This is a genomic window from Citrobacter sp. MGH104 (assembly GCF_001034485.1).
Taxonomy (GTDB): domain Bacteria; phylum Pseudomonadota; class Gammaproteobacteria; order Enterobacterales; family Enterobacteriaceae; genus Citrobacter; species Citrobacter freundii.
In genome coordinates this window covers 2,319,161-2,343,555 of sequence record NZ_KQ089818.1, presented here as the reverse complement: position 1 = coordinate 2,343,555, position 24,395 = coordinate 2,319,161, and the positions used below count along the sequence as shown (strand labels likewise).

Annotated in this window: 25 protein-coding genes; 13 read left to right on the top strand and 12 right to left on the bottom strand. The window is 48.4% G+C overall.

The annotated features are described in order from the left end of the window. Nucleotides 1-145 precede the first annotated feature (145 nt). From radC to mutM, 4 genes are all read left to right on the top strand, one after another. Nucleotides 146-811: a RadC family protein gene (radC, locus tag SK34_RS11025; protein WP_003837605.1), complete on the top strand. Its 666-nt coding sequence runs from the start codon at nucleotides 146-148 to the stop codon at nucleotides 809-811. Nucleotides 812-1,029: 218 nt separating this feature from the next. Continuing rightward, a complete protein-coding gene (rpmB, locus tag SK34_RS11020; RefSeq protein WP_003024071.1) occupies nucleotides 1,030-1,266 on the top strand; it encodes a 50S ribosomal protein L28 in 237 nt (78 codons plus the stop codon). Between the two features lie 20 nt (nucleotides 1,267-1,286). Next, complete coding sequence (gene rpmG / locus SK34_RS11015) at nucleotides 1,287-1,454, top strand: 50S ribosomal protein L33 (protein WP_003024094.1); 168 nt, start codon at nucleotides 1,287-1,289, stop codon at nucleotides 1,452-1,454. 98 nt (nucleotides 1,455-1,552) lie between these two features. Continuing rightward, nucleotides 1,553-2,362, top strand: a complete 810-nt coding sequence (gene mutM, locus SK34_RS11010) for a bifunctional DNA-formamidopyrimidine glycosylase/DNA-(apurinic or apyrimidinic site) lyase (RefSeq protein ID WP_003844529.1) — start codon at nucleotides 1,553-1,555, stop codon at nucleotides 2,360-2,362. 38 nt (nucleotides 2,363-2,400) lie between these two features. On the opposite strand, the gene coaD is transcribed toward mutM, so the two are convergent. After that, nucleotides 2,401-2,880 carry a pantetheine-phosphate adenylyltransferase gene (gene coaD / locus SK34_RS11005; RefSeq protein WP_003024099.1) on the bottom strand — a complete coding sequence of 160 codons (480 nt, stop codon included), beginning with the start codon at nucleotides 2,878-2,880 and terminating at the stop codon, nucleotides 2,401-2,403. Between the two features lie 8 nt (nucleotides 2,881-2,888). After that, on the bottom strand, nucleotides 2,889-4,166 hold the full coding sequence (waaA, locus tag SK34_RS11000; protein ID WP_048233040.1) for a lipid IV(A) 3-deoxy-D-manno-octulosonic acid transferase: 1,278 nt from the start codon (nucleotides 4,164-4,166) through the stop codon (nucleotides 2,889-2,891). 424 nt (nucleotides 4,167-4,590) lie between these two features. Between waaA and SK34_RS10990 the strand changes: the two genes are divergently transcribed. Genes SK34_RS10990 through SK34_RS10975 form a run of 4 tightly spaced genes read left to right on the top strand, consistent with a single transcriptional unit; the run spans nucleotide 4,591 to nucleotide 8,616 of the window. After that, a complete protein-coding gene (locus SK34_RS10990) occupies nucleotides 4,591-5,715 on the top strand; it encodes a glycosyltransferase family 4 protein (protein ID WP_048233036.1) in 1,125 nt (374 codons plus the stop codon). After that, the gene (gene rfaP / locus SK34_RS10985) at nucleotides 5,708-6,505 is read left to right on the top strand and encodes a lipopolysaccharide core heptose(I) kinase RfaP (RefSeq protein WP_032937168.1); all 798 of its coding nucleotides are present in this window, start codon (nucleotides 5,708-5,710) and stop codon (nucleotides 6,503-6,505) included. Before SK34_RS10990 ends, rfaP begins: the two co-directional genes overlap by 8 nt. 30 nt (nucleotides 6,506-6,535) lie before the next feature. After that, on the top strand, nucleotides 6,536-7,555 hold the full coding sequence (locus SK34_RS10980) for a glycosyltransferase family 8 protein (protein WP_044714178.1): 1,020 nt from the start codon (nucleotides 6,536-6,538) through the stop codon (nucleotides 7,553-7,555). Between the two features lie 50 nt (nucleotides 7,556-7,605). Beyond that, on the top strand, nucleotides 7,606-8,616 hold the full coding sequence (locus SK34_RS10975; protein ID WP_044714175.1) for a glycosyltransferase family 8 protein: 1,011 nt from the start codon (nucleotides 7,606-7,608) through the stop codon (nucleotides 8,614-8,616). Between the two features lie 26 nt (nucleotides 8,617-8,642). Here SK34_RS10975 and SK34_RS10970 read toward each other — a convergent pair whose 3' ends face one another. The 7 genes from SK34_RS10970 to rfaD are packed head-to-tail and all read right to left on the bottom strand — an operon-like array spanning nucleotide 8,643 to nucleotide 15,914. Beyond that, the gene (locus SK34_RS10970) at nucleotides 8,643-9,587 is read right to left on the bottom strand and encodes a glycosyltransferase family 8 protein (protein WP_032937171.1); all 945 of its coding nucleotides are present in this window, start codon (nucleotides 9,585-9,587) and stop codon (nucleotides 8,643-8,645) included. Continuing rightward, nucleotides 9,588-10,643: a lipopolysaccharide core heptosyltransferase RfaQ gene (gene rfaQ / locus SK34_RS10965; RefSeq protein ID WP_048233032.1), complete on the bottom strand. Its 1,056-nt coding sequence runs from the start codon at nucleotides 10,641-10,643 to the stop codon at nucleotides 9,588-9,590. It abuts the gene before it with no gap. A gap of 1 nt (nucleotide 10,644) precedes the next feature. Then, nucleotides 10,645-11,658, bottom strand: coding sequence for a glycosyltransferase family 2 protein (locus SK34_RS10960; RefSeq protein WP_048233031.1), 1,014 nt, complete (start codon nucleotides 11,656-11,658; stop codon nucleotides 10,645-10,647). Continuing rightward, on the bottom strand, nucleotides 11,651-12,934 hold the full coding sequence (locus tag SK34_RS10955; RefSeq protein ID WP_231588748.1) for an O-antigen ligase family protein: 1,284 nt from the start codon (nucleotides 12,932-12,934) through the stop codon (nucleotides 11,651-11,653). Before SK34_RS10955 ends, SK34_RS10960 begins: the two co-directional genes overlap by 8 nt. Before the next feature lie 16 nt (nucleotides 12,935-12,950). Continuing rightward, the gene (gene rfaC / locus SK34_RS10950; protein WP_003837629.1) at nucleotides 12,951-13,919 is read right to left on the bottom strand and encodes a lipopolysaccharide heptosyltransferase RfaC; all 969 of its coding nucleotides are present in this window, start codon (nucleotides 13,917-13,919) and stop codon (nucleotides 12,951-12,953) included. Between the two features lie 3 nt (nucleotides 13,920-13,922). Then, nucleotides 13,923-14,969, bottom strand: coding sequence for an ADP-heptose--LPS heptosyltransferase RfaF (gene rfaF / locus SK34_RS10945; RefSeq protein WP_048233028.1), 1,047 nt, complete (start codon nucleotides 14,967-14,969; stop codon nucleotides 13,923-13,925). 12 nt (nucleotides 14,970-14,981) lie between these two features. After that, nucleotides 14,982-15,914, bottom strand: a complete 933-nt coding sequence (rfaD, locus tag SK34_RS10940; protein WP_003827312.1) for an ADP-glyceromanno-heptose 6-epimerase — start codon at nucleotides 15,912-15,914, stop codon at nucleotides 14,982-14,984. A gap of 215 nt (nucleotides 15,915-16,129) precedes the next feature. On the opposite strand from rfaD, the gene kbl reads away from it, so the two are divergent. From kbl to SK34_RS10925, 3 genes are all read left to right on the top strand, one after another. Continuing rightward, nucleotides 16,130-17,326, top strand: a complete 1,197-nt coding sequence (gene kbl / locus SK34_RS10935) for a glycine C-acetyltransferase (protein WP_003837635.1) — start codon at nucleotides 16,130-16,132, stop codon at nucleotides 17,324-17,326. Nucleotides 17,327-17,335: 9 nt separating this feature from the next. Next, on the top strand, nucleotides 17,336-18,361 hold the full coding sequence (gene tdh, locus SK34_RS10930) for an L-threonine 3-dehydrogenase (RefSeq protein ID WP_003024132.1): 1,026 nt from the start codon (nucleotides 17,336-17,338) through the stop codon (nucleotides 18,359-18,361). A gap of 192 nt (nucleotides 18,362-18,553) precedes the next feature. Further along, nucleotides 18,554-19,591: a glycosyltransferase gene (locus SK34_RS10925; RefSeq protein WP_003844540.1), complete on the top strand. Its 1,038-nt coding sequence runs from the start codon at nucleotides 18,554-18,556 to the stop codon at nucleotides 19,589-19,591. Here SK34_RS10925 and SK34_RS10920 read toward each other — a convergent pair whose 3' ends face one another. The 3 genes from SK34_RS10920 to gpmM are packed head-to-tail and all read right to left on the bottom strand — an operon-like array spanning nucleotide 19,592 to nucleotide 23,368. After that, nucleotides 19,592-20,527 carry a divergent polysaccharide deacetylase family protein gene (locus tag SK34_RS10920; RefSeq protein ID WP_003024138.1) on the bottom strand — a complete coding sequence of 312 codons (936 nt, stop codon included), beginning with the start codon at nucleotides 20,525-20,527 and terminating at the stop codon, nucleotides 19,592-19,594. A 3-nt stretch (nucleotides 20,528-20,530) separates the two neighbouring features. Beyond that, nucleotides 20,531-21,790 carry a murein hydrolase activator EnvC gene (gene envC, locus SK34_RS10915; RefSeq protein WP_231588753.1) on the bottom strand — a complete coding sequence of 420 codons (1,260 nt, stop codon included), beginning with the start codon at nucleotides 21,788-21,790 and terminating at the stop codon, nucleotides 20,531-20,533. 33 nt (nucleotides 21,791-21,823) lie between these two features. Next, nucleotides 21,824-23,368, bottom strand: a complete 1,545-nt coding sequence (gene gpmM, locus SK34_RS10910) for a 2,3-bisphosphoglycerate-independent phosphoglycerate mutase (protein WP_032937186.1) — start codon at nucleotides 23,366-23,368, stop codon at nucleotides 21,824-21,826. 249 nt (nucleotides 23,369-23,617) lie between these two features. On the opposite strand from gpmM, the gene SK34_RS10905 reads away from it, so the two are divergent. Together SK34_RS10905 and grxC are read left to right on the top strand one after the other, a co-directional pair. Then, nucleotides 23,618-24,049 (top strand): rhodanese-like domain-containing protein, encoded by a 432-nt coding sequence (locus tag SK34_RS10905; RefSeq protein WP_003024148.1) that lies wholly within the window; start codon nucleotides 23,618-23,620, stop codon nucleotides 24,047-24,049. Between the two features lie 52 nt (nucleotides 24,050-24,101). Next, the gene (gene grxC, locus SK34_RS10900) at nucleotides 24,102-24,353 is read left to right on the top strand and encodes a glutaredoxin 3 (RefSeq protein ID WP_003844542.1); all 252 of its coding nucleotides are present in this window, start codon (nucleotides 24,102-24,104) and stop codon (nucleotides 24,351-24,353) included. Nucleotides 24,354-24,395 lie beyond the last annotated feature (42 nt).

The window sequence follows — 24,395 nt, the reverse complement described above, 5'->3', positions numbered from 1 at the left end:
AGAAGGCGGATATTTTATCACAATCCGCAATTTGTCGTGCTTTTGACCGCCTTCTACTTTGCGAGGCACTACGAAGAAGTGAAAACAGCGCGTCGATTCACCGTCGGTGTTATGCCACTATGCGGACGCGAAAGGAGGGAAAAGTATGGACAATACAGGAAGTATGATGCCCAGGGAAAAGCTGTTGGCACAGGGGGCCAGTTCGCTGACCGATGTTGAGTTACTGGCGCTTTTTTTACGTACCGGCATTCAGGGTAAAGATGTGCTTACGCTAGCGAAAGAGATGCTTCAGCATTTTGAGTCGTTGTATGGCTTGTTGTCTGCTGATTACATGGATTTTAGCTATGTTCCGGGAATCGGTATCGCGAAGTATGCACAGTTGAAGGGTATTGCGGAGCTGGCAAGACGCTACTACAACGTGCGAGTGATAGAGGAGCGTGCTCTACTTAGCCCGGAAATGGCGCGTGAATTTCTGCAAAGCCAGCTCTCGCAAGAGGAACGCGAGATCTTTCTGGTGATCTTTATGGATTCTCAACATCAAGTGATTAAACACAGCAAACTTTTTTCCGGGACACTAAGCCACGTCGAGGTACATCCGCGAGAAATTGTCCGCGAAGCGATAAAAATGAATGCTTCCGCCGTGATCCTTGCGCATAATCACCCTTCGGGGTGTGCAGAGCCGAGTAAAGCAGATAAACTCATCACCGAGCGTGTTGTGAAATGCTGTCAGTTCATGGATATCCGGGTGCTTGATCATCTGGTCATTGGGCGCGGAGAGTACGTTTCTTTTGCGGAACGCGGTTGGATTTAACGCACTTTACGCGATCCATCGGGATCTTTGTCTGTTCGGGACTTGAGCATAACGCCGGGTCAGCGTATACTACGCCACCTTTGAGAATCTCGGGTTTGGCATTTGGGCCTGGCAATCGAGAGTTCACTTAGAACTATGCGATGACCGGGCTGTAAAGCCTGACGAGGCGCCGATACCCCATACGAAGCTCGAGCTAATTTGATTTTTGGAGAATAGACATGTCCCGAGTCTGCCAAGTTACTGGCAAGCGTCCGGTGACCGGTAACAACCGTTCCCACGCACTGAACGCGACTAAACGCCGTTTCCTGCCGAACCTGCACTCTCACCGTTTTTGGGTTGAGAGCGAGAAGCGTTTTGTCACCCTGCGTGTATCTGCTAAAGGTATGCGTGTAATTGATAAGAAAGGCATCGAAACAGTTCTGTCTGAACTGCGTGCCCGTGGCGAAAAGTACTAAGTACTAAGAGGAAATAAATCATGGCTAAAGGTATTCGTGAGAAAATCAAGCTGGTTTCTTCTGCTGGTACTGGTCATTTCTATACCACTACGAAGAACAAACGTACTAAGCCGGAAAAACTGGAACTGAAAAAATTCGATCCAGTTGTACGCCAGCACGTACTGTACAAAGAAGCTAAAATCAAATAATTTTAGTTTCGATGTAGCAAAAAACCTCGCCTCGGCGGGGTTTTTTGTTTTCTGGCCGTCCCCATATTAATGAGACCTGATACACCGCCGGAGATACTATGCCTGAATTACCTGAAGTCGAAACCAGTCGCCGTGGGATTGAGCCGCATCTGGTGGGGGCAACGATTATGCACGCGACTGTGCGTAACGGTCGTTTGCGTTGGCCGGTATCAGAGGAAATCTATCGCCTGAGCGATAAACCTGTCCTGAGCGTACAGCGGCGCGCAAAATACCTGCTTCTGGAGCTGCCGGATGGCTGGGTAATCATTCATCTGGGGATGTCGGGTAGTTTGCGTATCCTTCCTGAAGAGCTTCCGGCAGATAAGCACGACCACGTTGACTTAGTGATGAGTAATGGCAAAGTTCTGCGTTATACCGACCCCCGTCGCTTTGGTGCCTGGCTGTGGACTAAAGAGCTGGATGGACATAATGTCCTCGCCCATCTTGGCCCTGAGCCGCTGAGTGACGATTTCAACGCCGGTTATCTACAGCAGAAATGTGCAAAGAAGAAAACGGCGATTAAACCCTGGCTGATGGATAACAAGCTGGTGGTGGGGGTGGGAAACATCTATGCCAGCGAGTCGCTGTTTGCGGCTGGTATCCATCCTGACCGTCTGGCGTCATCGCTGTCGAAAGATGAGTGTGAACTGCTGGTACGCGTTATCAAGGCGGTTTTGCTGCGTTCTATCGAGCAGGGCGGGACGACGCTGAAGGACTTTCTGCAAAGTGACGGTAAGCCGGGCTATTTTGCCCAGGAGCTGCAGGTCTATGGGAGAGAAGGTGAACCTTGCCGCGCATGTGGCGCACCGATTGTTGCGACAAAACACGCCCAGCGTACAACGTTCTATTGCCGTCGCTGTCAGAAATAGTTTCATTGCTGGCCGGATGCAGCATCCGGCCAGGCACATTACTTCAACTTACTCATTAACGCCTGATGGACGTTTTCCGGCAGAAAGTGCGTCACATCACCCTGATGGCGGGCGACTTCTTTCACCAGTGACGATGAGATAAATGACCACTCTTTAGACGGCATCAGAAAGACGCTTTCCAGTTGCGGCATTAGGTGGCGGTTCATGTGCGCCAGCTGCATTTCATACTCAAAATCTGCTACCGCGCGTAGGCCTCGGATCAGAATGTTAGCCTGATTATCACGGGCAAAATTTGCCATTAAGTCGCTGAATCCCAGAACTTCCACATTGCCGAGATGCGCCGTTGCCTGTTGCGCCAGCTCGACGCGCTCTTCAAGGGTAAACATCGGTTTTTTACTGGGACTTGCGGCAATCGCCAGGATCACGTGATCGAACATGCTGGTCGCACGCGTCACGATATCAAGATGGCCGTTAGTTATGGGATCAAAGGTTCCTGGATAAATCGCCCGTTTTTGCATGGCTTGCCTCAATGCGTTTTGGGTGGCAGATAAGGTTCCAGCAGCTGCAGCAGACGCTGTAACGCGCCCTGATTTTGATACAGAACTTCAACTGCGTGACGGCCATAAAAATTACGATAATCTGCATCGGTCAGTAAAGAAGATACTTCTTTTACCAGCGTAGGTGCGTCGGTGACGGTGATCAATCCGCTTGCCTGTTCGAGGCGGGCGCAAATATCTTTAAAATTAAACGTATGTGGTCCCATCAGCACTGGAATAGCATGTGCTGCGGCTTCCAGTGGGTTGTGCCCACCACGTTCAACCAGTGAACCGCCGACAAAAGCAAGGTCGGCAATGCCATACAGCAACATCAGCTCACCCATGGTATCGCCGATCACAACCTGAGTGTCTGAGGACGGAACTTCACCCGAAGAACGAGTGGTATAGCTTAGCCCAGCCTGGCGTACGAGGTTAATTGCATCCGGGAACCGTTCAGGATGTCTGGGAACCAGAATTAGTAAAAGATTCGGGAACTGATTTAATAACGCCTGATGGGCGGCAATGATGATGCTTTCTTCGCCGTCGTGGGTGCTGGTTGCAATCCATACCGGGCGGTGAGGAGCCCATTGACGACGTAATGTCACCGCTTTTGCAGCCAGTTGTGGCGTGACGGATATATCAAACTTCAGGCTGCCAGTAACGGTGACCTGATTGCTTCTGGCGCCAAGCGTAATAAAACGTGCGCCATCTTCTTCGTTTTGTGCGGCAATTAACGTAATTCGACGCAGTAGTCTGCCAATAAATTTACCTAATTTCGCATAGCCAGCGGCTGAACGAGCAGAAAGACGTGCGTTGGCAATGACCAGAGGAATGTGACGCTTATGGAGTGCCGCGATCAGATTTGGCCACAGCTCGGTTTCCATAATTAACACCAGTTTGGGGTCAACTTTATTCAGAAAACGGTTCAGGGCATCCGGTAAATCGTAAGGCAGATAAATATGCTGAACGTCAGTGCCAAAAGCAGATTGTACGCGCTCGGAACCGGTTGGCGTCATGGTGGTGACCGTGATCGGCAAGTCGGGATAACGGTGACGCAGAGCGCGAACTAATGGGATTGCAGCCAGCGTTTCGCCCACAGAAACCGAATGAAGCATGATCCCGCCGGGTTTTAGCGGGCGGCGATAAAAGCCGTAGCGTTCGCCCCAGCGTTTACGGTAGGCCGGAGCCTTACGTCCGCGCACCCAAAGCCGTATCCAGATCAAAGGCTGAATAAGGTAGAAAAGGGCGGTGTAAAGCAATTCGAGCATAATGGTAACTGACTTATGAATGTGCTGGGGATTCTATGTATTTAACTATGGCTTTACCATCATTTTTATCCAGGTTGTATCAAAACGATGGAATTGGTGGGGAACTGATTTCGCTGATGGCTATTTCAAAAATGCACATGGCCGCATTTATATGTCTTAACCTCTTGTGCGGTGTGCGTTTCCTGATGAACTGGTGTCTTATTTATCTGTATGTTTTTAATGGTTTATTTCGTTTTTTGTTTAAAAAATATTCATTTCGGAATGCTTGATAATAAATGATATACTACTGCGCAATTTCAGGTAGCTAGCGGGCAGAAACGTTTCGAAAGCACAGAAAGTCATCTTTGGATGCTTTAGGCAAGGATTACACGATTCTGATGCTTCAAACCTGATATGCCTGGCGACGCGATGCGGATATTAATGCATGAATATTGCTTTTTGTTTGTACAAGTATTTTCCCTATGGTGGGTTACAGCGTGATTTCTTGCGGGTAGCGCTGACGGTTGCTTCTCGTGGGCATCATGTTCAGGTATTTACCCAGTCATGGCAGGGCGAGCGTCCGGAAGGGCTGGAGATTATACTCGTCCCCGTTACATCCAGAACGAATCATGGGAAAAACGAGCAATATTATCAGTGGGTTCAGAATTATTTAACTCAACATCCCGTCGATCGTGTCGTTGGTTTTAATAAAATGCCTGGCCTGGATGTGTATTACGCTGCGGACGTTTGCTATGCGGAAAAGGTTGCCCGCGAGAAAGGCTTTTTCTACAAATTGACGCGCAGGTACCGACACTACTCTGCATTTGAAAAAGCCGTATTTCAGCAGGGTGTCGGCACTACGCTTTTGATGTTAACCGATAAACAAATTGGTGACTTCAAATATCATTACCAAACTGAGAGCCAGCGCTTTCGTATTCTGCCTCCAGGAATCTACCCTGACAGAAAGTACAGCCAGCAACCTGAAAACAGCCGGCTGATTGTTAGAGAAAAAAATGGTATTGGTCTCGATCAGTTCTTGCTCTTACAGGTAGGTTCCGATTTCAAACGCAAAGGCGTGCCAAGAACATTACAGGCGTTGGCTTCTTTGCCTGATGTCATTCGCCACCGCACACGATTGATGGTTGTTGGTCAGGATAAGGCCGATCGCTATCGCGCTCAGGCTCGTCAATTGGGGGTTGAAGAACAAGTGCAGTTCTTCTCGGGGCGGGACGATGTAGCAGAATTGATGTCTGCTGCTGATTTATTACTTCACCCAGCTGTACAGGAAGCCGCCGGTATTGTCTTGCTAGAAGCTGTAGTTGCCGGGCTGCCGGTATTAACTACCGAAGTTTGCGGCTATGCGGGTTATATCAACGCCGCCCAATGTGGGGTGGTGATTCCTGAACCTTTTGAGCAGGAAAATCTGAATACAGCACTTTTCGATGCGCTGCAAAATAATGAGCAGAGAAGTCGTTGGGCCGGGAACGCACGGCATTTTGCTGATACAAAAGATCTCTACAGCCTGGCAGATAAAGCTGCAGATATCATTTTAGGTCCTAAGAATGATTGAATTAAAAGAACCATTTGCCACGCAGTGGCAAGGAAAAGACCCGTTTACTGAAGTCGCTAAGCTGGACGGTGAGGTTTTTCGCGCCCTGGAAACACGACGTACCCTACGTTTTGAGATGATGGGTAAGGGTTATTTTCTTAAATATCATCATGGAACCACGCTTAAAGAAGTGGTGAAGAATCTTATATCTTTACGTATGCCTGTACTTGGCGCAGACCGTGAGTGGCTGGCGATACATCGCTTGCAAGAACTGAATGTTGACACCATGACCGGCGTGGCATTTGGGCAGAAAGGACTGAATCCGTTAGAGCGCACCTCATTTATCATCACTGAAGATCTCTCTCCTGCTATCAGCCTTGAAGATTTTTGTGCAAGGTGGAAAGTTGAGCCCCCTGATTTTGTATTAAAACGGACCATTATTACCCGCGTGGCAGAAATGGTGGGTAAAATGCATCGGGGGGGAGTAAATCATCGGGATTGCTATATTTGCCATTTTTTACTCCAACAACCGATGCCAGAAAATATTGCGGATATCAAACTCTCCGTAATCGATTTGCATCGTGCACAAATTCGTCAGCATGTGCCACGCCGCTGGCGGGATAAGGATCTGATTGGACTCTATTTCTCTTCACTTGAGATCGGGTTGACGTCCAGAGATATCTACCGTTTTTTACGTGTCTATTTTTCGAAGCCACTACGTGAAATCTTTCGTCAGGAAGTCAGGTTGTTTGAACAGGCTGTCACAAAAGCGCAAAAAATAAGACAAAGAACAATTAGAAAAGCGCTATAAATAACACATGAAGTTTGAGGCCATTTTATTATGAACATTGATTTCCAGAAGCTAATCATTCAAAAACATGTTATCGACAGCTCCTCGCATGACAAGAGTAAAAAATTAAGTGTTGCGTATGGTGTCGATCGTAATTTTTTGTTTGGTTCTGGCATTTCTATGACCTCAGTATTAGTGAATAATCCTGATATTGATATCCACTTTTATATAGCAACAGACTATATAGATGATGATTATCTGGAATGCGTAAAACGCCTGACGCAGATGTACAGTACGACAGTCACTGTCCTTGTGTTCGATAACGCTGCATTTCGTGAACTGCCGAGTACAAAAGCATGGACTTATGCAATGTACTATCGTTATTTCGCATTTGAATATTTAAGCACAGAGTTAAGCTCCGTACTGTATCTTGATGCAGATGTTATTTGCAAAGGCTCTCTTCGCGAGCTTACCGAGATTAACTTCTGTGGGGAATATGCTGCTGTTATCAATGATATTGATGAAGTGCGTATTAAATCCGGTAACAGACTCGGTATTCCTGAATTGAGTAACGGTTACTTTAATTCCGGTGTGGTATTTGCGAATCTTCAAGTTTGGCGTGAGCAGCAGTTATTGACAAAGGCATTTTCTATCTTAGATAAACGCCAAAAGGAACTTCTGTATTTTGACCAGGATGTTCTGAATATATTGTTTGTCGGTAATGTCATTTTCCTGAGACGAGATTTTAACTGCATTTATGGTGTTGATCAGGAACTGAAAAATAAAAATGATAAAATTTACAAGGATTATATTACAGATGATACTGTATTAATACATTATGTCGGTGTTACTAAGCCATGGCATACATGGGCTAAATATCCGGTGGCTAAATTCTTCATTGATGCCTATAAAAAATCCGCATGGGCGGAAAAATCCTTGTTAAATGCAAACACAGCAAAACTGTATAAACGTAAATCACGGCATGAAAGAGTGCAGCGTAAATATATTCGCTCGATACTTAGTCATGTGATGTATATAAAAAACAAACTACATAGTGCACGGTCTCATTAGTATTTAGATGTGCAGATAATTTTCAGATAGCATATAAAAAGGTGTAGTACATGAATTTTGATTGTCATCAGTCTATTAAAGACACCATTGAGGTTTTTGGGGCTCCAGAAACTCAAACCCCACAGCTCAATATTGCTTGGGGGGTTGATCAAAACTTTATGTTTGGGGCGGCAGTTTCGATGTCGTCCGTTTTACTACATAACAAAGATATCAGCATACATTTTCATCTTTTTACTGATTATCTTGACTCAGATTACCGCAAAAGATTAGAAAAACTAGCTAAGCAGTTTTCTACCAATATAACTGTATATGTGATGGATGCCGAAGGATTAAAGATCCTTCCGTGTGGGAATGCATGGTCACACGCGACCTACTTCAGATTTATCGCGTTTGAGTATCTTAGCGAAAAGATCGATAATCTTCTCTATATAGACGCTGATGTTGTATGTAAAGGATCACTTATTGAGTTAACACAAATCAATCTGGAACATCATGTTGCAGCGGTTATTCAGGATGTTGAAGATAGTCGGGTGTATGCCGCGCAGCGACTTAATACTCCGGAATTTAACGAACAATATTTCAATGCCGGTGTTATATTTGCAAATTTAAAGGAATGGAAAAAACAAAAATTCTTTACGGAAGCATTTTCGATCCTCTTGGATAAGACAAGAAAATTCGCTTTTCTGGATCAGGATGTCTTAAATATAATGTTTTTTGGTAAGACAATTTTTTTACCAAGAATTTATGATGCAATTTACGGCATTAAACAAGAACTCAAAAGTAAGGATACCTCAAGTTATAAAGAATATATAACAGATGATACCATCCTTATCCATTATATAGGCGTGACTAAACCCTGGAATTCATGGGCAAATTATCCTTCAGCACAGTTTTTTGTTGACGCCTGGAAGGCTTCGCCTTGGGCAGATGTTCCATTGTTACCCGCCAGAACGCCAAAACAATATAAAAAGAAATCACGCCATGAAAGATTACAAGGGAAGTATTTCGCCTCGGTAATAAGCTATATTGGTTATTTGCGGGAAAAATTAAAAAGTAAGTAAAAAAACTCCCGTAAGGGAGTTTTTTATTAACGTAATTTAGTCTTAAGGTATTTCAAATACCATTTGATCGAGGCGCAATACTTCCCTTTTTTAGCTTCCTGGCGTGAATAGACCCGATAATCAGTAGGTCTCATACGTGGAGCATAAGAACGCATTTCTGTGTTTCGCCATGGTGTGAAATGATGGTAGAAAAGATAAAGTTGCTGTGAAAGCCCGGTATGCTCTTTATACCAGGGCTTCCTTCCACCAGTGAAGTGGATAATTCTTGGCAGAATATCTTTTTGGTAGAAGAATATCTCTTTTTGTTGATCGGTAAACCAGTTGAACAAAAAATTCCACCGGTTATCAATAAACTTAACGTTACCATCCATTGCGATATTCAGTGCATCCTGGTCAAAGTAAGGCAAGGCTTTACCTTGTTCAAATAACACGGTGTTTGCTTTATTTTCAATATCAAACTTGATCCAGTTTTCAATGTTAATATACAAAAAACCAGCATTGAAATAATGACCAGTACTCAGGCCCAAGCGTTTGGCATTTTTTGTATCATGAATATCGAGAGAATCGTGGCTGACTGCACAAATGACGTTGCTGATATCAATGCTGTTAATGTCATTGAGCTTATCAAAACACAGAGTATCTGCATCCAGGTAGATAAAATGCTCAACTTTATCTTTAAGTAAGCGCGGTACGGCCAGACGCATATATGTCGAACGGTTCAGATGTTTGATTGCAAAGTCACTGTTATACTTTTCAATCTCTTCTTTATCGATATTGATAACCTGAATTTTATCACTGGTTGAACGCAGTTTATTGATTTCTTCGTCAGTAACGTCATAGACAAAGACAAAAAATGACAGGTCCTGTTCCGGGTTGTTCATTATGACAGACATAATGGACACTGCTACATATTCCAGATAATTAGCATCTGTACAGTAAGCAATATTAATAATGTTATTTTTGTTGTCCATTTATGCTTTCTCATTACCTTGAACATTGTCATTATCATGAAGTACCATATCAATAGCGTCAACCACGGCCTGTTCCGGTATCCATGTCAGATATTTTTTTGACCGGTCGAGCTCATCCCGCGAAGGCATCGGATGGTATTCGCCAGCCCAAATCAAAACGGCTTTATCCGACCATGGTTTCCACTGTTGATAATTGGTGGCGCCAAACAAGCAAACTTGCGGTGTCTTAAGCGCTGCTGCCATATGCATCGGTGCAGAATCGACACCAATGTACAAAACAGCATGATCGATCAATGCAGCCAACTGCAAAAAGGTGGTTTTACCTGCCAGCGTCAGGTCAGGGGAAGATTGGCACAGATCAGCAATGCGTTGAACCTGCTGCTGCTCACTTGTTGCTGGCCCACAGGTAAGATAGACGTGCAGACCTCGTTGGTGCAGGTGGTCTATAACATGCGCGAATTTATCATCATCCCAGCATTTAAACTCTTGCCTGGCAGTGGGCTGAATAACGACATATTTCTGCGCTGGCAACGTGGGTAACAGGGATACCAGATGTTGATAATCGTCCTGACGATAACTCAGCGACATCTCTTTCTTCAGTTCTGTTTCGCTAAACCCGATACCTTTTAGAATAGATAAATTTTGTTCAACAATATGCGTACCAATGAATGGCGTTACGCGCGTAAAAAGTCGATTCCACAGATCTTTTTCGCGCTCAAAAGCAATTGAAGGACGGCGTAAAGAGGCGATAAGCGCACCGATCGGCCATTGTTCAGTGAGGTTAACAATCAGGTCATAGTGGTTTTTCTTCAGTTGTTTACGCACTGAAAGGTAATTTTTCACTGTTGACAGCAGGCCCTGTTTTTTCTCAATCAGATAAAAATTATTAATATCTTTATGGGCGGCTAAGATTGCTTTGGTATCTTTATAGAGGAGCAGATCGATCTTAGCATGTGGATAACGAGCCCGAATGCTGGCAATGACTGGTGTTGTTAGCAGAACATCCCCATAAAACTTGAGCTTGCAAATAAGAACTCGGTCAATTTTTTCAAACATGTTAAAATCCCTTTCGAAAAAATAAGTTCTTAAAAGCAGATATTGTTTTATATCTTATTTCAGAAATAGAACGATCAATATGGGGATATTTCATCTTAAGAATTATTTTTTTCTTGACGATTTTCGTATCGCAGCATGCTAGTGCATTCTGAATGTCATTCAGCATACTTTCGCTGTAGCGATAATAACCTTTTTTCTTGCGTAATAGTTTACGTCCTTCCAGAAAACAGTTGATGATCATAAGTGTGGCAACAGTACGTTTTGCGCTATTTTTATTTATATAGTTATACATTTTTCGCATAGCAAAAAAGATACTTTCCGCATCACTATCAATAATGTTCTCGGTAATGCTCTTTTCATTTTTCCGGTAAAAATACAATTTGTTTTCAATCTTTAATATTTTATGGCATTTAAAGTATTGGAAAGGGCAGAAAATCATGTCTTCATACCGACGATGTTCTTCGAATCGATCGTTGCCAATAACGTTACGACGGAAGATTTTTGTCATGAGATGCCATTGCCCTGCCCGAAATATTGGCAGAAGAGGAGTATAATTATCATCTGATAATATAATTTCGTGCTGACTAATGTCGTTTTCTATACCAGATGAATTCTGATACAGATTTTTTATATCTCGGGTTAAATTAAATTCGAGAATGTCATATTTTTCATCTCTCAACTTAGGGAGAAGAATAGTGAAATAATCTGCGCAGACAATATCGTCACTGTCAACAAAGCCAATATATTTCCCTGTCGCATGGGCAAGCCCAACGTTACGGGTGATTGCAACGCCCTGATTTTTTTGGCTTATATATTTAACATTATGGCAATCTTTTTCGCGGTAAAACGCATTTATACGCTCTTCGGTTAAATCCGTAGAGCCATCATTAACAATTATTACCTCTACATCATCAGTGATGCTCTGATGTATAGACGCCAACGTCGCTGTGATGAGTTCAGCGTTGTTGTATGTAGGTATAATAATGCTCAGTAAATAACCGGAAGCGTTAACCATGGCATCGTTCTCTTGTTGGATTCGAGCTCAGTACTGCTGCTACACATAACGCCAGTACGCTGCTCAGGGCTTCACCTTTGGCATACAATAATAAATCACTCAAGCCATAGATAGCGATTGCGCCTGAGATAACGAACAACAAGGGACTACGTTGCCAGTAAGCTGTTAAAAACATGGCGATATAGAGCAAGAGTAGCACAACAACCCCAGGGATGCCCTTTAGCGAAAAGGTATCAATGACTTCGTTATGCAGGTGGACGTTAATGAACTCAAGTGCCCCTTGTAAGGAAGTATCTTGCACGGCAAGTCGCTGAATTTCTGCTCCGCGTTGTTCAAGTGACTGCCCCCAGTCATGACCGTTCCCAGATTCAATCCCTGCCCGTTGCATCGCCAGTCGCGCGCCGATAGAAGTATTACTATTGTTTTGATTATAAGAGTGCAGATCGACCAGGAAGTTCTGGTAGCGGCTTTCAATGATTGGTTTTAAGGGAATCGCAGCAACTCCCACCAGTATTACAAAACCCAGCAGTGCCCTTAATAGCATGGTGCGGTTGTGACGATAGTACATCAGGAATAGGCCGACACTCAGGATCGGGTATACCAAAATAGCAGCCCGAGTTTGCGTTGTGATGATGACTGCCAGCGATATCAAAAAATGTAACAGATAGAGTGCAACGGTGTGTTTTAGACGAAGATTAATAATGGCCTGAGACGCTAATAATGCAATTAGCGTCAGAGCGTAGGCTGTGCCGGTTTGGTGTTCAAAACCGAGAGCAACACGGTAGGTCATAATATCTGGTGCTCCGGCAGCCTCGTAGCCTGCGAAAAGATACAAGCCTATTGCGGTAAGAATCGTCCAGAGACTGGTAATGCGAGTTTTGTTGGCACACGGCTCTCGCGTGGTCAGAGCTGTCATAACCAGTGCGGCAAAAATCATCACTTTGCCACCGTTCTGGTATGAACGATAGGCACCGGTAAAGGCTGAGCCAGATTGTTTAAATACTTCTACCCAAATAATCTGGAGTAAACCAAAGAGCAGCAACATAACAGGCAAAACCAGATTTTGTTTGTTACTGCACACATGCTTTATATTTTTTCCTATAAGCGGCAGAGACAGAGCCGTGGAGAAAATAAATACCTTCAGCGCTTCATCTGGATTGACCAGGACCATCGCAAGAGTTGCCAGGATCCCAGCATAAAATAAGACGTATATAAAATCGAATGGATTATTTTTTATACTACAAACAAAACGAGAAAACATGTGTTGGCGAAGCATGGTTCGTCTCTTAAAGTTAAAGCAAATTATTATCAATTAGCGATACGTTGACTAAGCTTGCGTCCAGATCCTGCAATTTTCCGGAATGGCTCTGCTGTGTGTATTGATTCTTCCCATATCCACCAATCAATCCCGGGTCTGTCGGGCCATACAACGTAATATTGGGGCGATCCAAGGCGGCGGTTAAATGGCTGAGACCTGTATCAACCGACACCACAAACTTTGCCCCCGCCAGAATGCGAGCAACCTCTTCCAGACTCATTCGCGGCAGGACATCAACGTAGGGAAAACCTTCCGCCAGCCTTTTGGCGCGCTCTTCTTCATGAGGGGCGCCCCAGGGGAGTTTAATACGGATGCCCGTATTATTTAACAGCTCAATCAGCTCCCGCCAGTTGGCTTCTGGCCAGTGCTTATCATCACGTGTTGTGGCATGCAGGAATACGGCATATTGGCCTGTATCAGCATTACATTCATTCACAAAATGCTGAGCGATAGCGTAATCACCCTGCGACTGCGGTTTGGCATATCCCAGACTTTTGGCGAACAATTCACGCGTACGTTCTACCGCGTGCTGCTGTTTGGCAATGTGATGTTTGCGATTATAAAACAGGCTAGCCAGCGGCTCGCGGGCCGTACTCCAGTCCATACCATGCTTGACGCCACGTGCCAGACGCGTCACCAACGCCGCACTTTTAACCAGACCCTGCGCATCAATTATCGCGTCATACTGCTGCAAACGTACCGCATCGCGAAACGCTTTACGCTCGGCTTTAATCGGCGCTGAAAACCAGGCTTTACGCCAGCGGCGAATCGCCACTGGGATGACCCGGTCAACGGCTGCATGCCAGGAAGGGATCTGCGCGAATCCTTCTTCCACCACCCAATCAAATTGAATACCCGGAATAGCCTGCTGCGCATCGGTTAATGCGGGCAACGTATGCAGTACATCGCCCATAGACGACGTTTTAACGATCAGAACCCGCATCCGTCAGGCTTCCTCTTGTAACAACAGGTCGTTGAGTTCTTCCAGTACACGCTTGGGTGTGATGTCAATCAGGCTTTGGTGATAGCCTTCAGCCGCATCGCCCTTGCGCACTTTGTGATAGCCCGTAATCAGACGAATGACCCGCGCTTTGTGCGACAACGGCGGGGTAAAGTCCGGACTACTTGGGCCATACAATGCTACCAGAGGTCGATTCAACGCTGCGGCAACGTGCATTAATCCAGAGTCGTTGGTGACGACCGCTTTGCAGGCGGCGAGCAGAATAACGGCCTGCTCCAGCTGCGTTTCGCCCGCCAGATTACGACACCAGGCCTGCTGCTCAACGCTTAACGTTGCCAGGATTTCATTTCCGGCTTCATGATCTTTTGCCGAGCCAAACAGCACAATCTGATGACCTTCGTCGATCAGCTGTTTTGCCAGTTCAGCATAATGGTAGTGTGGCCAGCGTTTCGCCGGACCAAATTCCGCACCCGGGCAAAAACCGATGATGGGGCGTTCGGCAGAAAGGGAGAACTGGCTACAGGTCAGAGACTTTTCACCTTCGCTGACCTGCAACTGTGGCCACAGCAGAGGTTGCGGCAAATCTTTAGCCGACAGCATCACGCCTTTATCGTAGGCCAGGGCCACATAGCGTTCGACCATCAGCGGCCATGCGTCTTTATCCAGCACGCGCGCATCGTTGAGCAGGCCGTAGCGCATTTCACCACGCCAACCGGTACGATGCGGAATACCTGCAAAAAAGGGCACCAACGCGGATTTAAACGAGTTAGGCAGCACATAAGCGCGGTCATAGCGCTTCTCACGCAGGCTATGACCGAGCTTACGCCGTTCACCAATTTCCAGAGCGCCATGCCCAAGCGGCATCGCGATCGCTTCATTGACTTCCGGCATCCGCGATAACAGCGGACGGCACCATGCAGGTGCCATCACGTCGATTATCGCCTGGGGATAGCGCGCCTTGAGCGTGCGATAGAGACTTTGCGACATCATCATGTCGCCCACCCAAGACGGGCCAACCACCAGAATCCTCATAGATTGCCTGCCTTATGCGTCGCGGTTCAGCCAGGCCATATATTCCGTTACGCCTTCAGCAACGGTCTTAAACGGCTTGTCATAGCCCGCGGCGCGCAGGTTGGTCAGGTCTGCCTGAGTAAACGCCTGGTAGCGGCCTTTCAGTTTTTCCGGGAATGGAATGTACTCAATGCTGCCTTTTTTGTGGTACGCCAGCGTTGCGTCAGCAACGGCCTGGAAAGATTCCGCACGACCGGTACCGAGGTTAAAGATGCCGGATACCCCGTTTTCCAGGAACCACAGGTTTACCGCAGCCACATCGCCAACATAAACGAAATCACGTTTGAAGTTTTCGCTGCCTTCGAACAGTTTTGGTGTTTCGCCATTGTTAAGCTGGGTATTGAGGTGGAAAGCGACGCTCGCCATGCTCCCTTTATGGCCTTCACGCGGTCCGTAGACGTTGAAATAGCGGAAGCCAACAATCTGAGAGTTGGCTTCTGGCAGGATCTGACGAACGTACTCGTCGAACAGGAATTTTGAGTAGCCATAGACGTTCAGCGGTTTCTCATATTCACGGGATTCGATGAAATCAGAAGTGCGACCGCCATAGGTGGCGGCAGAGGACGCGTACAGGAACGGGATTTCACGCTCCAGGCAGTAGTGCAGTAGCTCTTTGGAGTATTGATAGTTGTTATCCATCATATACTTGCCGTCCCACTCGGTGGTGGAAGAGCATGCGCCTTCGTGGAAAATAGCTTCGATATCGCCGAAATCTTCCCCGGCCATAATCTGGATCAGGAAGTCTTCCTTGTCCATGTAGTCAGCAATATTCAGATCCACCAGGTTAACAAACTTGGTGCCGTCTTTCAGGTTGTCCACCACCAGGATGTCGGTGATGCCTTTATCATTCAGGGACTTAACGATGTTGCTGCCGATAAAGCCCGCGCCGCCGGTAACGATGATCATAAATGTAACCTTCGAATTATGGAGTCAGAGACAATCTCAGACACGAATACTTTCTATCATATCACTACATGGCTCAGGCTTCAGCCATTCACCGATAAGCCGTGCGGGTACACGTGATTTATGCTTCATTTTGAAGAAGTGATGATGTGTCATCTCGTATCAACGTATAGCTTTGGGTAATATGTGCTGAAATTTGCCCAGTCTGGAGAATTGAAATGCGTGGGGATTTTTACAAACAGTTAACCAACGATCTCGACACCGCACGTGCGGAAGGATTGTTTAAAGAAGAGCGCATTATTACATCTGCCCAGCAGGCGGATATCACCGTGGCGGACGGAAGCCACGTTATTAACTTTTGTGCGAACAACTATCTGGGACTGGCTAACCACCCGGAGCTGATTGCAGCGGCAAAAGCGGGTATGGATTCTCACGGATTTGGTATGGCTTCGGTTCGCTTTATTTGCGGTACCCAGGATAGCCATAAGCAACTGGAGCAAAAACTGGCGGCATTCCTCGGTATGGAAGATGCCATCCTTTACTCTTCCTGCTTCGACGCCAATGGCGGCCTGTTTGAAACGCTGCTGGGCGCAGAAGACGCAATTATTTCCGATGCCCTGAACCACGCTTCTATCATTGATGGCGTTCGTCTGTGTAAAGCAAAACGTTTCCGCTACGCCAACAACGATATGGTGGAACTGGAAGCTCGCCTGAAAGAAGCACGTGAAGCGGGCGCTCGTCATATCCTGATCGCCACTGATGGCGTGTTCTCTATGGATGGTGTGATCGCTAACCTGAAAGGCGTTTGCGATCTGGCGGATAAATACGACGCGCTGGTCATGGTTGATGATTCCCATGCCGTCGGTTTTGTCGGCGAAAATGGTCGTGGCTCCCATGAATACTGTGACGTGATGGGTCGCGTGGACATCATCACCGGTACTCTGGGTAAAGCACTCGGCGGCGCATCCGGTGGTTACACCGCAGCGCGCAAAGAAGTTGTTGAGTGGCTTCGTCAGCGTTCCCGTCCTTATCTGTTCTCCAACTCACTGGCGCCAGCGATTGTTGCGGCCTCCATTAAAGTGCTGGAAATGGTTGAAGCTGGCAGTGACCTGCGCGACCGCCTGTGGGCGAACGCACGTCAGTTCCGTGAGCAAATGTCTGCCGCTGGCTTTACTCTGGCCGGTGCCGATCACGCGATTATCCCGGTGATGTTGGGTGATGCAGTGATCGCGCAGGACTTTGCTCGTGAACTGCAAAAAGAGGGGATTTACGTTACCGGATTCTTCTATCCGGTGGTTCCAAAAGGCCAGGCGCGTATCCGTACCCAGATGTCTGCGGCGCATACCCCTGAGCAGATTACGCGTGCTGTTGAGGCGTTCACACGCATTGGTAAACAACTGGGCGTTATTGCCTGAGGATGTGAAATGAAAGCGTTATCCAAACTGAAAGCGGAAGAGGGCATTTGGATGACTGACGTTCCTGAACCGGAAGTCGGTCATAACGATTTGCTGATTAAAATCCGTAAAACAGCCATCTGCGGGACTGACGTTCACATTTATAACTGGGATGAATGGTCGCAAAAAACCATCCCAGTACCGATGGTCGTTGGGCATGAGTATGTCGGCGAAGTTGTTGGCATCGGTCAGGAAGTTAAAGGCTTTAAAATCGGCGATCGCGTTTCAGGCGAAGGTCATATCACCTGCGGACATTGCCGTAACTGCCGCGGTGGACGTACTCACCTGTGCCGCAATACGACCGGTGTCGGTGTAAACCGTCCGGGCTGCTTTGCGGAGTACCTGGTGATCCCGGCATTTAACGCATTTAAAATCCCGGACAATATCTCCGACGACCTGGCGTCTATCTTCGATCCGTTCGGTAATGCAGTGCACACGGCACTGTCGTTCGATCTGGTTGGGGAAGATGTACTGGTGTCCGGTGCGGGTCCAATCGGTATTATGGCGGCGGCAGTCGCGAAGCACGTTGGCGCACGCCACGTGGTGATCACCGACGTTAATGAGTATCGCCTTGAGCTGGCGCGCAAAATGGGTATCACCCGCGCGGTCAACGTGTCGAAAGAGAATCTGACCGACGTGATGGCTGAACTGGGTATGACCGAAGGGTTTGATGTGGGCCTGGAGATGTCCGGGGCGCCGCCAGCGTTTCGCGCTATGCTGGACACCATGAATCACGGTGGCCGTATTGCTATGCTGGGTATTCCGCCATCTGATATGTCCATCGACTGGACGAAAGTTATCTTTAAAGGACTGTTTATTAAAGGTATCTACGGTCGTGAGATGTTTGAGACATGGTACAAAATGGCTGCACTGATCCAGTCTGGTCTGGATTTGTCGCCGATCATCACCCATCGATTCTCCATCGATGAATTCCAGCAGGGCTTTGACGCGATGCGTTCAGGCCAGTCAGGGAAAGTGATCCTGAGCTGGGATTAACCGTATCCACCCTGTGGATTCTGTGTGTTGTCCCCGGATGTTGATTATCATTAATCATCCGGGGCGTTTTTTGCCTGCACAATCTCCCCCGCCCGGCGCATTTTCCGCTAAAGAATTAATAATTTTTTCTGAAAATCTACCGCTTAATATGCTAAAAAGTGCCGATTACTCTATTGTCTGGCTGGATTTGATATGACCTATATCCCTGGTCTCCTGAGCGTCATTATGCCGCTTTACAACACGGGTGAACCGTTCATTGCGTGTATGGATTCGCTGATTGCGCAAACCTGGAAGAACCTGGAGATCATCATTGTTAATGATGGCTCTACGGATAACTCTGCGGAGCTTGCTCAGTCTTATGCGGATCGTTATCCACACGTTCATCTGCTGCACCAGCGCAATGGGGGCGTTTCGGCGGCGCGCAATACCGGTATGAAAGTCGCCAGGGGGGAGTACATCGCGTACGTAGACGGCGATGATATTGCCTATCCGGAAATGTATGAAACGCTGATGACTATGGCGCTGAAAGACAACCTGGATGTTGCGCAGTGCAACGCTGATTGGTGTATTGCGGAAACCGGCCACACCTGGGCATCCATTCCTACCGATCGTATTCGTTCTACCGGCGTGATGACCGGGCCAGACTGGTTACGCAAAGCGTTAGCCAGCCGCCGTTGGCGACACGTTGTCTGGATGGGCGTTTATCGTCATCAGACTATCCGCGACGCGGGGCTGACCTTCCTGTCTGGCCTGCATCACCAGGATATTATCTGGACGACGGAGTTTATGTTTAATGCGAAGCGCGCGCGTTACACGGAAATCCCTCTGTATAAATACTTCCTGCACGGCGCATCTGTTAGCCGTCTGCCGCGCACCGGGCTGAAAAACCTCGCTTACCAGCGCCACTACATCAAAATTACCCGTCTGCTGGATAAGATGAATCACGACTACGCTGGGCGTATTCCCATTTACCCGGAATTCAAACAGCAGGTGATTTACGAAGCGCTACGCGTTTGTCATTGCATCCGTAAAGAACCGGACGAGAAAATCCGCCAGCGCATGATTGCTGAAGTATTCGTGTCGGGTATGTTCAAGCGTATGGTAAGCAATATTTGCAGCGTTAAGCTGGGTTATCAGGTGCTGTTGTGGGCCATCCGCTTTAGCCAGTGGCGCGATAAAGCACTGACGCCGCGCCGCCTGGCTCATTTAACGCTGGATAGCAAAGACTGATTATTGCCAGCCCTGCCACTGCAGGCGCATATACTGCACCAGCGTGCTTTGGGTAATGCTTTCGCCGAGCACGCTGAAGAAGCGGCTGGCGTACACTGGCTCTAACGGCTGCTTCGGTTTGCATAATTTCACCCCGCGGAAAGGATTACGCGGCGCATCAGGTGTACCGTTCTTCGGTGGCGTGAGGTTTGGTCTGGAGGTATCCACCTGCGGTTCATTGAGCAGGCTGCTTGGGCGAACCAACGTGATGTCGGCTGGCAGGCTATACAGCATCTGCTGCAGGACACGAACCGTAGACGGGTGAGGATGGCCAATGGCGATTGCGGAACCGTTGCGGCGCGCCAGCTCGACGGCACGATTAAACTGACGGCGAATATCGGCTTCGTTTTGCGTGTCATCCAGGAAGACTTTGCGTTTGATGACTTTCACACCGGTCCCTGACGCTGCGCGCATTGCCTGGCTGTTACCAATGGTCATGCTGTCCAGGAAGTAGAGATCGTATCGCTCCAGCGCCTGCATCACCTTCTGCATGCCAAACAGGCTGGAGGTCATCGCGCTGCCCATATGGTTGTTCAGACCGACCGCATTCGGTACTTTGCTTACCGCGTCGCGAATAATTCGCTCAATCTCTTCGCTGCTCATTTCAGGGCGTAATGTATCTTTCTCTAACGGCTGCTTGCTCAGCGGCGCCATTGGCAGATGGATTAAGACTTCATGCCCGCTGTTATGCGCTTTGATTGCCATTTCTCGCGCATGTGGGGCGTTAGGCAGAACGGCAACGGAGATGGTAGAAGGCATCGCCAGTACCTGGTTTTCAGTGTGTGGGCGATAGCCGAAATCATCAATGACGATGGCGAGTTTGCCAGCAAAAACAGGTGTTGCGAAGGCCAGCAGGCTGGCGAGAGAGAGTAGTAGACGACGAAATTGTTGTGGCAAAACTTATCTTCCCAACCACGGCTGTGGATTGACCGCCTGACCCTGGCGACGAATTTCGAAATAGAGTGCCGGCCTGCCCTGACCGCCGCTGCTACCCACTAGTGCTATAGGCTGCCCGGCGCGAACCTGCGTACCGACGCTGACCAGTGCGCTCTGGTTATAACCGTACAGGCTCATATCGCCTTTACCGTGCTCAACGACGACCACCAGGCCATAGCCCTGCAACCAGTCCGCCAGAATGACGCGACCATCGGCAATGGCTTTAACTTCGGTGCCTTCGGATGCGCCAATAACCATCCCCTTCCAACGTAGCTCACCCTGCAGCTGTTCGCCATAACGATGTAGGGTTGGACCCCGAACGGGCCAGAATGCCTGGCCGCGTGGCGAACCCAAACCGCCGGTACGGGACATCAGTGATTTTTCGCTTTCGGTCGGCTTGTAGGTCGAGCCTTTTCGTGACGCATCCTTCTGCTTATCACGTACGGCCTGCGCCTCGCGCGCTTCACGTTCCGCGCGCGCTTTGGCCGCAGCTTCGGCGCGAGCAATGCTGTTGCGCAGACGGGATTCGTTAGCGCGCATTTCGCCCAGTTGCTGCTGGCCCTGTTGAATCGAGGACTCAAGACCCGCCAGTGTTTTCTGGCGTTCGTTACGCGCCTGCTCCAGCTTAGCCTGCTGAGCGCGCTGTTCGTACAGTAGCGTCTGCTGTTCGCTTTGCTTATCTTCCAGCTCGGCTTTTTGCGAGTCGACCTCTTCGCGCGTTTGTTTCAGCTGCGCGATAGTTTCTTGCCTCGCCTGGTTCAGGTAGCCGAAATAGGCTTGCAGGCGCTGTCCGCGCTGGCTTTCTTCGCCGCTAAGGATGAGCTGAATACCGGTGTGTTCACCCTGGCGAAACGCGGCGTCTAACTGGGCTGCCAGACTGCGCTCTTGCGCTGCTCGTTGCTTTTCCAGCTTCGCGAGTGCTGCGTTCATCTCTGCGATTTGCGCGTTCAGCTGTACCAGTGAGTTCTGCGTTTCGCGTAACTGCCTTGCGGCAACGGCGATGGCTTGTTCCTGAGCTTTAAGCTGAGCGAGGAGAGTGGAACGTTGTTGTTGCTGTTGGCGTACCGCGCGTTCTTTTGCCGCGATATCGGCCTGAATAGATTTGAGCTGGTCGCGTTCGTCCGCGTGGGCGGAAAAGGCGCACAGCAATACGCCAGCGCTAAGCGCGCTGGCGTAGAACAAGGGCCTGACTGAAAACTTACGCGGTTTCACGGCCCGAGTGATGGTATTAATCGCCTTTCCCCTCATGGGGAGGGATTATTCCACGATGAACAGCGGCTTACCAGTCATCTCTTGCGGGATTTCCATACCCATCAGCGTCAGCATCGTCGGGGCGATATCAGAAAGTTTGCCGCCTTCGACTGCTTTGACGTTCTTACCACCGACATAAATCAGCGGAACGGGCAGGTTGGTATGTGCAGTATGTGCCTGACCGGTGGACGGATCGCGCATCTGCTCTGCGTTACCGTGGTCTGCGGTGATCAGCAACTGGCCGCCAACGGACTCAACCGCTTTAGTCACCTGCTCAACGCAGTGATCCAGCGCTTCAACCGCTTTAACCGCTGCTTCCATCACCCCGGTGTGACCAACCATGTCGCCGTTCGGGTAGTTACAAATGATGGTGTCGTATTTACCGCTCTCAATCGCTGCAACCAGCTTCTCGGTCAGTTCAGCAGAGCTCATTTCCGGCTGCAGATCGTAGGTCGCAACTTTCGGAGAGTTGATCAGGATGCGGTCTTCGCCTTTGAACGGCTCTTCTACGCCGCCGTTGAAGAAGAAGGTCACGTGCGCATATTTTTCAGTTTCGGAAATACGCAGCTGCGTTTTTTCGTTCTTCGCCATCCACTCACCAAAGGTGTTGGCCAGAGATGCTGGTGGGTAAGCAACCGCAGTTTTGATGTCTGCCGCGTATTCGGTCAGCATCACAAAGTTGAGGTTAACGACTTTCTTACGGGCGAAGCCGTCGAAATCAGCGTTAACAAACGCACGGGTGATTTCACGCGCACGGTCAGCACGGAAGTTCATGAAAATCAGCGTATCGCCATCTTCCATAGCAGCATCTGCCTGACCTTCGGCACGGATAACGGTCGCTTTGACGAATTCGTCGTTTTCGTCGCGGGCATAAGCAGCCTGCAGACCTTCAACCGCCGTAGCGAACTGGAACTCGCCCTTCGCCAGCGTCATCAGATCGTAAGCCTGTTCTACGCGATCCCAACGGTTGTCGCGGTCCATAGCGTAGTAACGACCGATGATGGACGCTACTCGGCCTTTGCCCAGCGCGGCAAATTTCTCTTCGAATTTCTGCAGTGAATGTTCAGCGCTGCGCGGCGGGGTATCACGACCATCAAGGAAAGCGTGCAGATAGATTTTTTCAGCGCCGCGTTCAGCGGCCATTTCTACCATCGCCATGATGTGATCTTCGTGGCTGTGAACGCCGCCAGCAGAGAGCAGACCCATGATGTGTACCGCTTTCCCGGCATTTTTTGCCTGGTCGACCGCGCTGGTCAGCACCGGGTTAGCGAAGAAAGTACGTTCTTTGATTTCAACGTCCAGACGGGTAAGGTCCTGATACACGATACGGCCCGCGCCCAGGTTTACGTGACCCACTTCGGAGTTGCCCATCTGGCGATCGGGCAGGCCGACTTCCAGACCGGACGCATCAATCAGGGTATGCGGACGTTTTGCCCACAGCGCATCCATTACCGGGGTTTTAGCACTAAAAATGGCGTTATCCTGGCTGTCTTCGCGATAGCCGTAGCCATCCAGAATCACCAGTACCATAGGTTTTTTAGAAACCGACATTGCGACAACCTCACACTCAAGAGATAAAAAATAATTGCGTAATTTTACTACAGCTGAATCGATAAAGTAGCCCCCGAAGATCAAATAATGGGGGATCGCGTGCTAAGGGGAACACCGATTTACATTTTTTTTTCCGTAGCGCCCCGCAAAAATGCAATCCAATGCACGCTCTGGCTGTATTTGCGCCAACGCGCAGGTATACTCCTTTCCTGGTTTTTTTAATCACTGAGTCGGGAGTTGTTACCCCCCATGCAAGAAATTATGCAATTTGTTAGTCGCCACCCTGTCTTGAGTATCGCCTGGATTGCGTTACTGGCGGCTGTATTATTTACCACGTTTAAGAGCCTGACCTCAAAAGTGAAGGTGATTACTCGCGGCGAAGCTACACGTCTTATCAACAAAGAAGACGCCGTTGTTGTGGATTTACGCCAGCGCGACGACTTCCGCAAAGGCCATATCGCAGGCTCCACTAACCTGCTGCCGAGCGAAATCAAAGCCAACAATTTTGGCGAACTTGAAAAACACAAAAACAAACCTGTGATTGTGGTTGATGGTTCAGGCATGCAGTGCCAGGATTCAGCAACTGCGCTGATTAAAGCCGGTTTTGAGCAAGTATCCGTACTGAAAGACGGCGTAGCGGGCTGGAGTGGTGAGAATCTGCCACTGGTTCGCGGCAAGTAATTTACCCATCTTCTTTCATGCCGCAGGGTAAAAAGAACACTGGAGATAAGTCATGGCCAATATTGAGATCTACACCAAAGCAACCTGCCCGTTTTGCCATCGCGCAAAAGCGCTGTTGAACAGCAAGGGTGTGAGTTTCCAGGAGCTTCCGATTGACGGCGATGCCGTAAAGCGTGAAGAGATGATCAAGCGCAGTGGCCGTACGACGGTTCCGCAGATTTTTATTGATGCACAGCACATTGGCGGTTGTGACGACTTGTATGCGTTGGATGCGCGTGGTGGACTGGATCCCCTGCTGCAATAAGGCGTACTGAAAGTATTTAAAGGACAACACTAAGGGTTTTCT

Excerpts from the sequence above, each read along its gene's own strand:
- radC (WP_003837605.1), top strand. The coding sequence starts at position 146 with ATGGACAATACAGGAAGTATGATGCCCAGGGAAAAGCTGTTGGCACAG.
- coaD (WP_003024099.1), bottom strand. The coding sequence starts at position 2,880 with ATGCAAAAACGGGCGATTTATCCAGGAACCTTTGATCCCATAACTAAC.
- gpmM (WP_032937186.1), bottom strand. The coding sequence starts at position 23,368 with ATGTCGGTTTCTAAAAAACCTATGGTACTGGTGATTCTGGATGGCTAC.
- rfaF (WP_048233028.1), bottom strand. The coding sequence starts at position 14,969 with ATGAGGATTCTGGTGGTTGGCCCGTCTTGGGTGGGCGACATGATGATG.
- rpmG (WP_003024094.1), top strand. The coding sequence starts at position 1,287 with ATGGCTAAAGGTATTCGTGAGAAAATCAAGCTGGTTTCTTCTGCTGGT.
- SK34_RS10955 (WP_231588748.1), bottom strand. The coding sequence starts at position 12,934 with ATGCTTCGCCAACACATGTTTTCTCGTTTTGTTTGTAGTATAAAAAAT.
- rpmB (WP_003024071.1), top strand. The coding sequence starts at position 1,030 with ATGTCCCGAGTCTGCCAAGTTACTGGCAAGCGTCCGGTGACCGGTAAC.
- SK34_RS10975 (WP_044714175.1), top strand. The coding sequence starts at position 7,606 with ATGAATTTTGATTGTCATCAGTCTATTAAAGACACCATTGAGGTTTTT.
- mutM (WP_003844529.1), top strand. The coding sequence starts at position 1,553 with ATGCCTGAATTACCTGAAGTCGAAACCAGTCGCCGTGGGATTGAGCCG.
- SK34_RS10990 (WP_048233036.1), top strand. The coding sequence starts at position 4,591 with ATGAATATTGCTTTTTGTTTGTACAAGTATTTTCCCTATGGTGGGTTA.
- kbl (WP_003837635.1), top strand. The coding sequence starts at position 16,130 with ATGCGTGGGGATTTTTACAAACAGTTAACCAACGATCTCGACACCGCA.
- grxC (WP_003844542.1), top strand. The coding sequence starts at position 24,102 with ATGGCCAATATTGAGATCTACACCAAAGCAACCTGCCCGTTTTGCCAT.
- SK34_RS10980 (WP_044714178.1), top strand. The coding sequence starts at position 6,536 with ATGAACATTGATTTCCAGAAGCTAATCATTCAAAAACATGTTATCGAC.
- rfaQ (WP_048233032.1), bottom strand. The coding sequence starts at position 10,643 with ATGTTTGAAAAAATTGACCGAGTTCTTATTTGCAAGCTCAAGTTTTAT.
- waaA (WP_048233040.1), bottom strand. The coding sequence starts at position 4,166 with ATGCTCGAATTGCTTTACACCGCCCTTTTCTACCTTATTCAGCCTTTG.
- rfaD (WP_003827312.1), bottom strand. The coding sequence starts at position 15,914 with ATGATCATCGTTACCGGCGGCGCGGGCTTTATCGGCAGCAACATCGTT.
- SK34_RS10905 (WP_003024148.1), top strand. The coding sequence starts at position 23,618 with ATGCAAGAAATTATGCAATTTGTTAGTCGCCACCCTGTCTTGAGTATC.
- rfaP (WP_032937168.1), top strand. The coding sequence starts at position 5,708 with ATGATTGAATTAAAAGAACCATTTGCCACGCAGTGGCAAGGAAAAGAC.
- SK34_RS10925 (WP_003844540.1), top strand. The coding sequence starts at position 18,554 with ATGACCTATATCCCTGGTCTCCTGAGCGTCATTATGCCGCTTTACAAC.
- tdh (WP_003024132.1), top strand. The coding sequence starts at position 17,336 with ATGAAAGCGTTATCCAAACTGAAAGCGGAAGAGGGCATTTGGATGACT.
- SK34_RS10970 (WP_032937171.1), bottom strand. The coding sequence starts at position 9,587 with ATGGACAACAAAAATAACATTATTAATATTGCTTACTGTACAGATGCT.
- rfaC (WP_003837629.1), bottom strand. The coding sequence starts at position 13,919 with ATGCGGGTTCTGATCGTTAAAACGTCGTCTATGGGCGATGTACTGCAT.
- SK34_RS10960 (WP_048233031.1), bottom strand. The coding sequence starts at position 11,658 with ATGGTTAACGCTTCCGGTTATTTACTGAGCATTATTATACCTACATAC.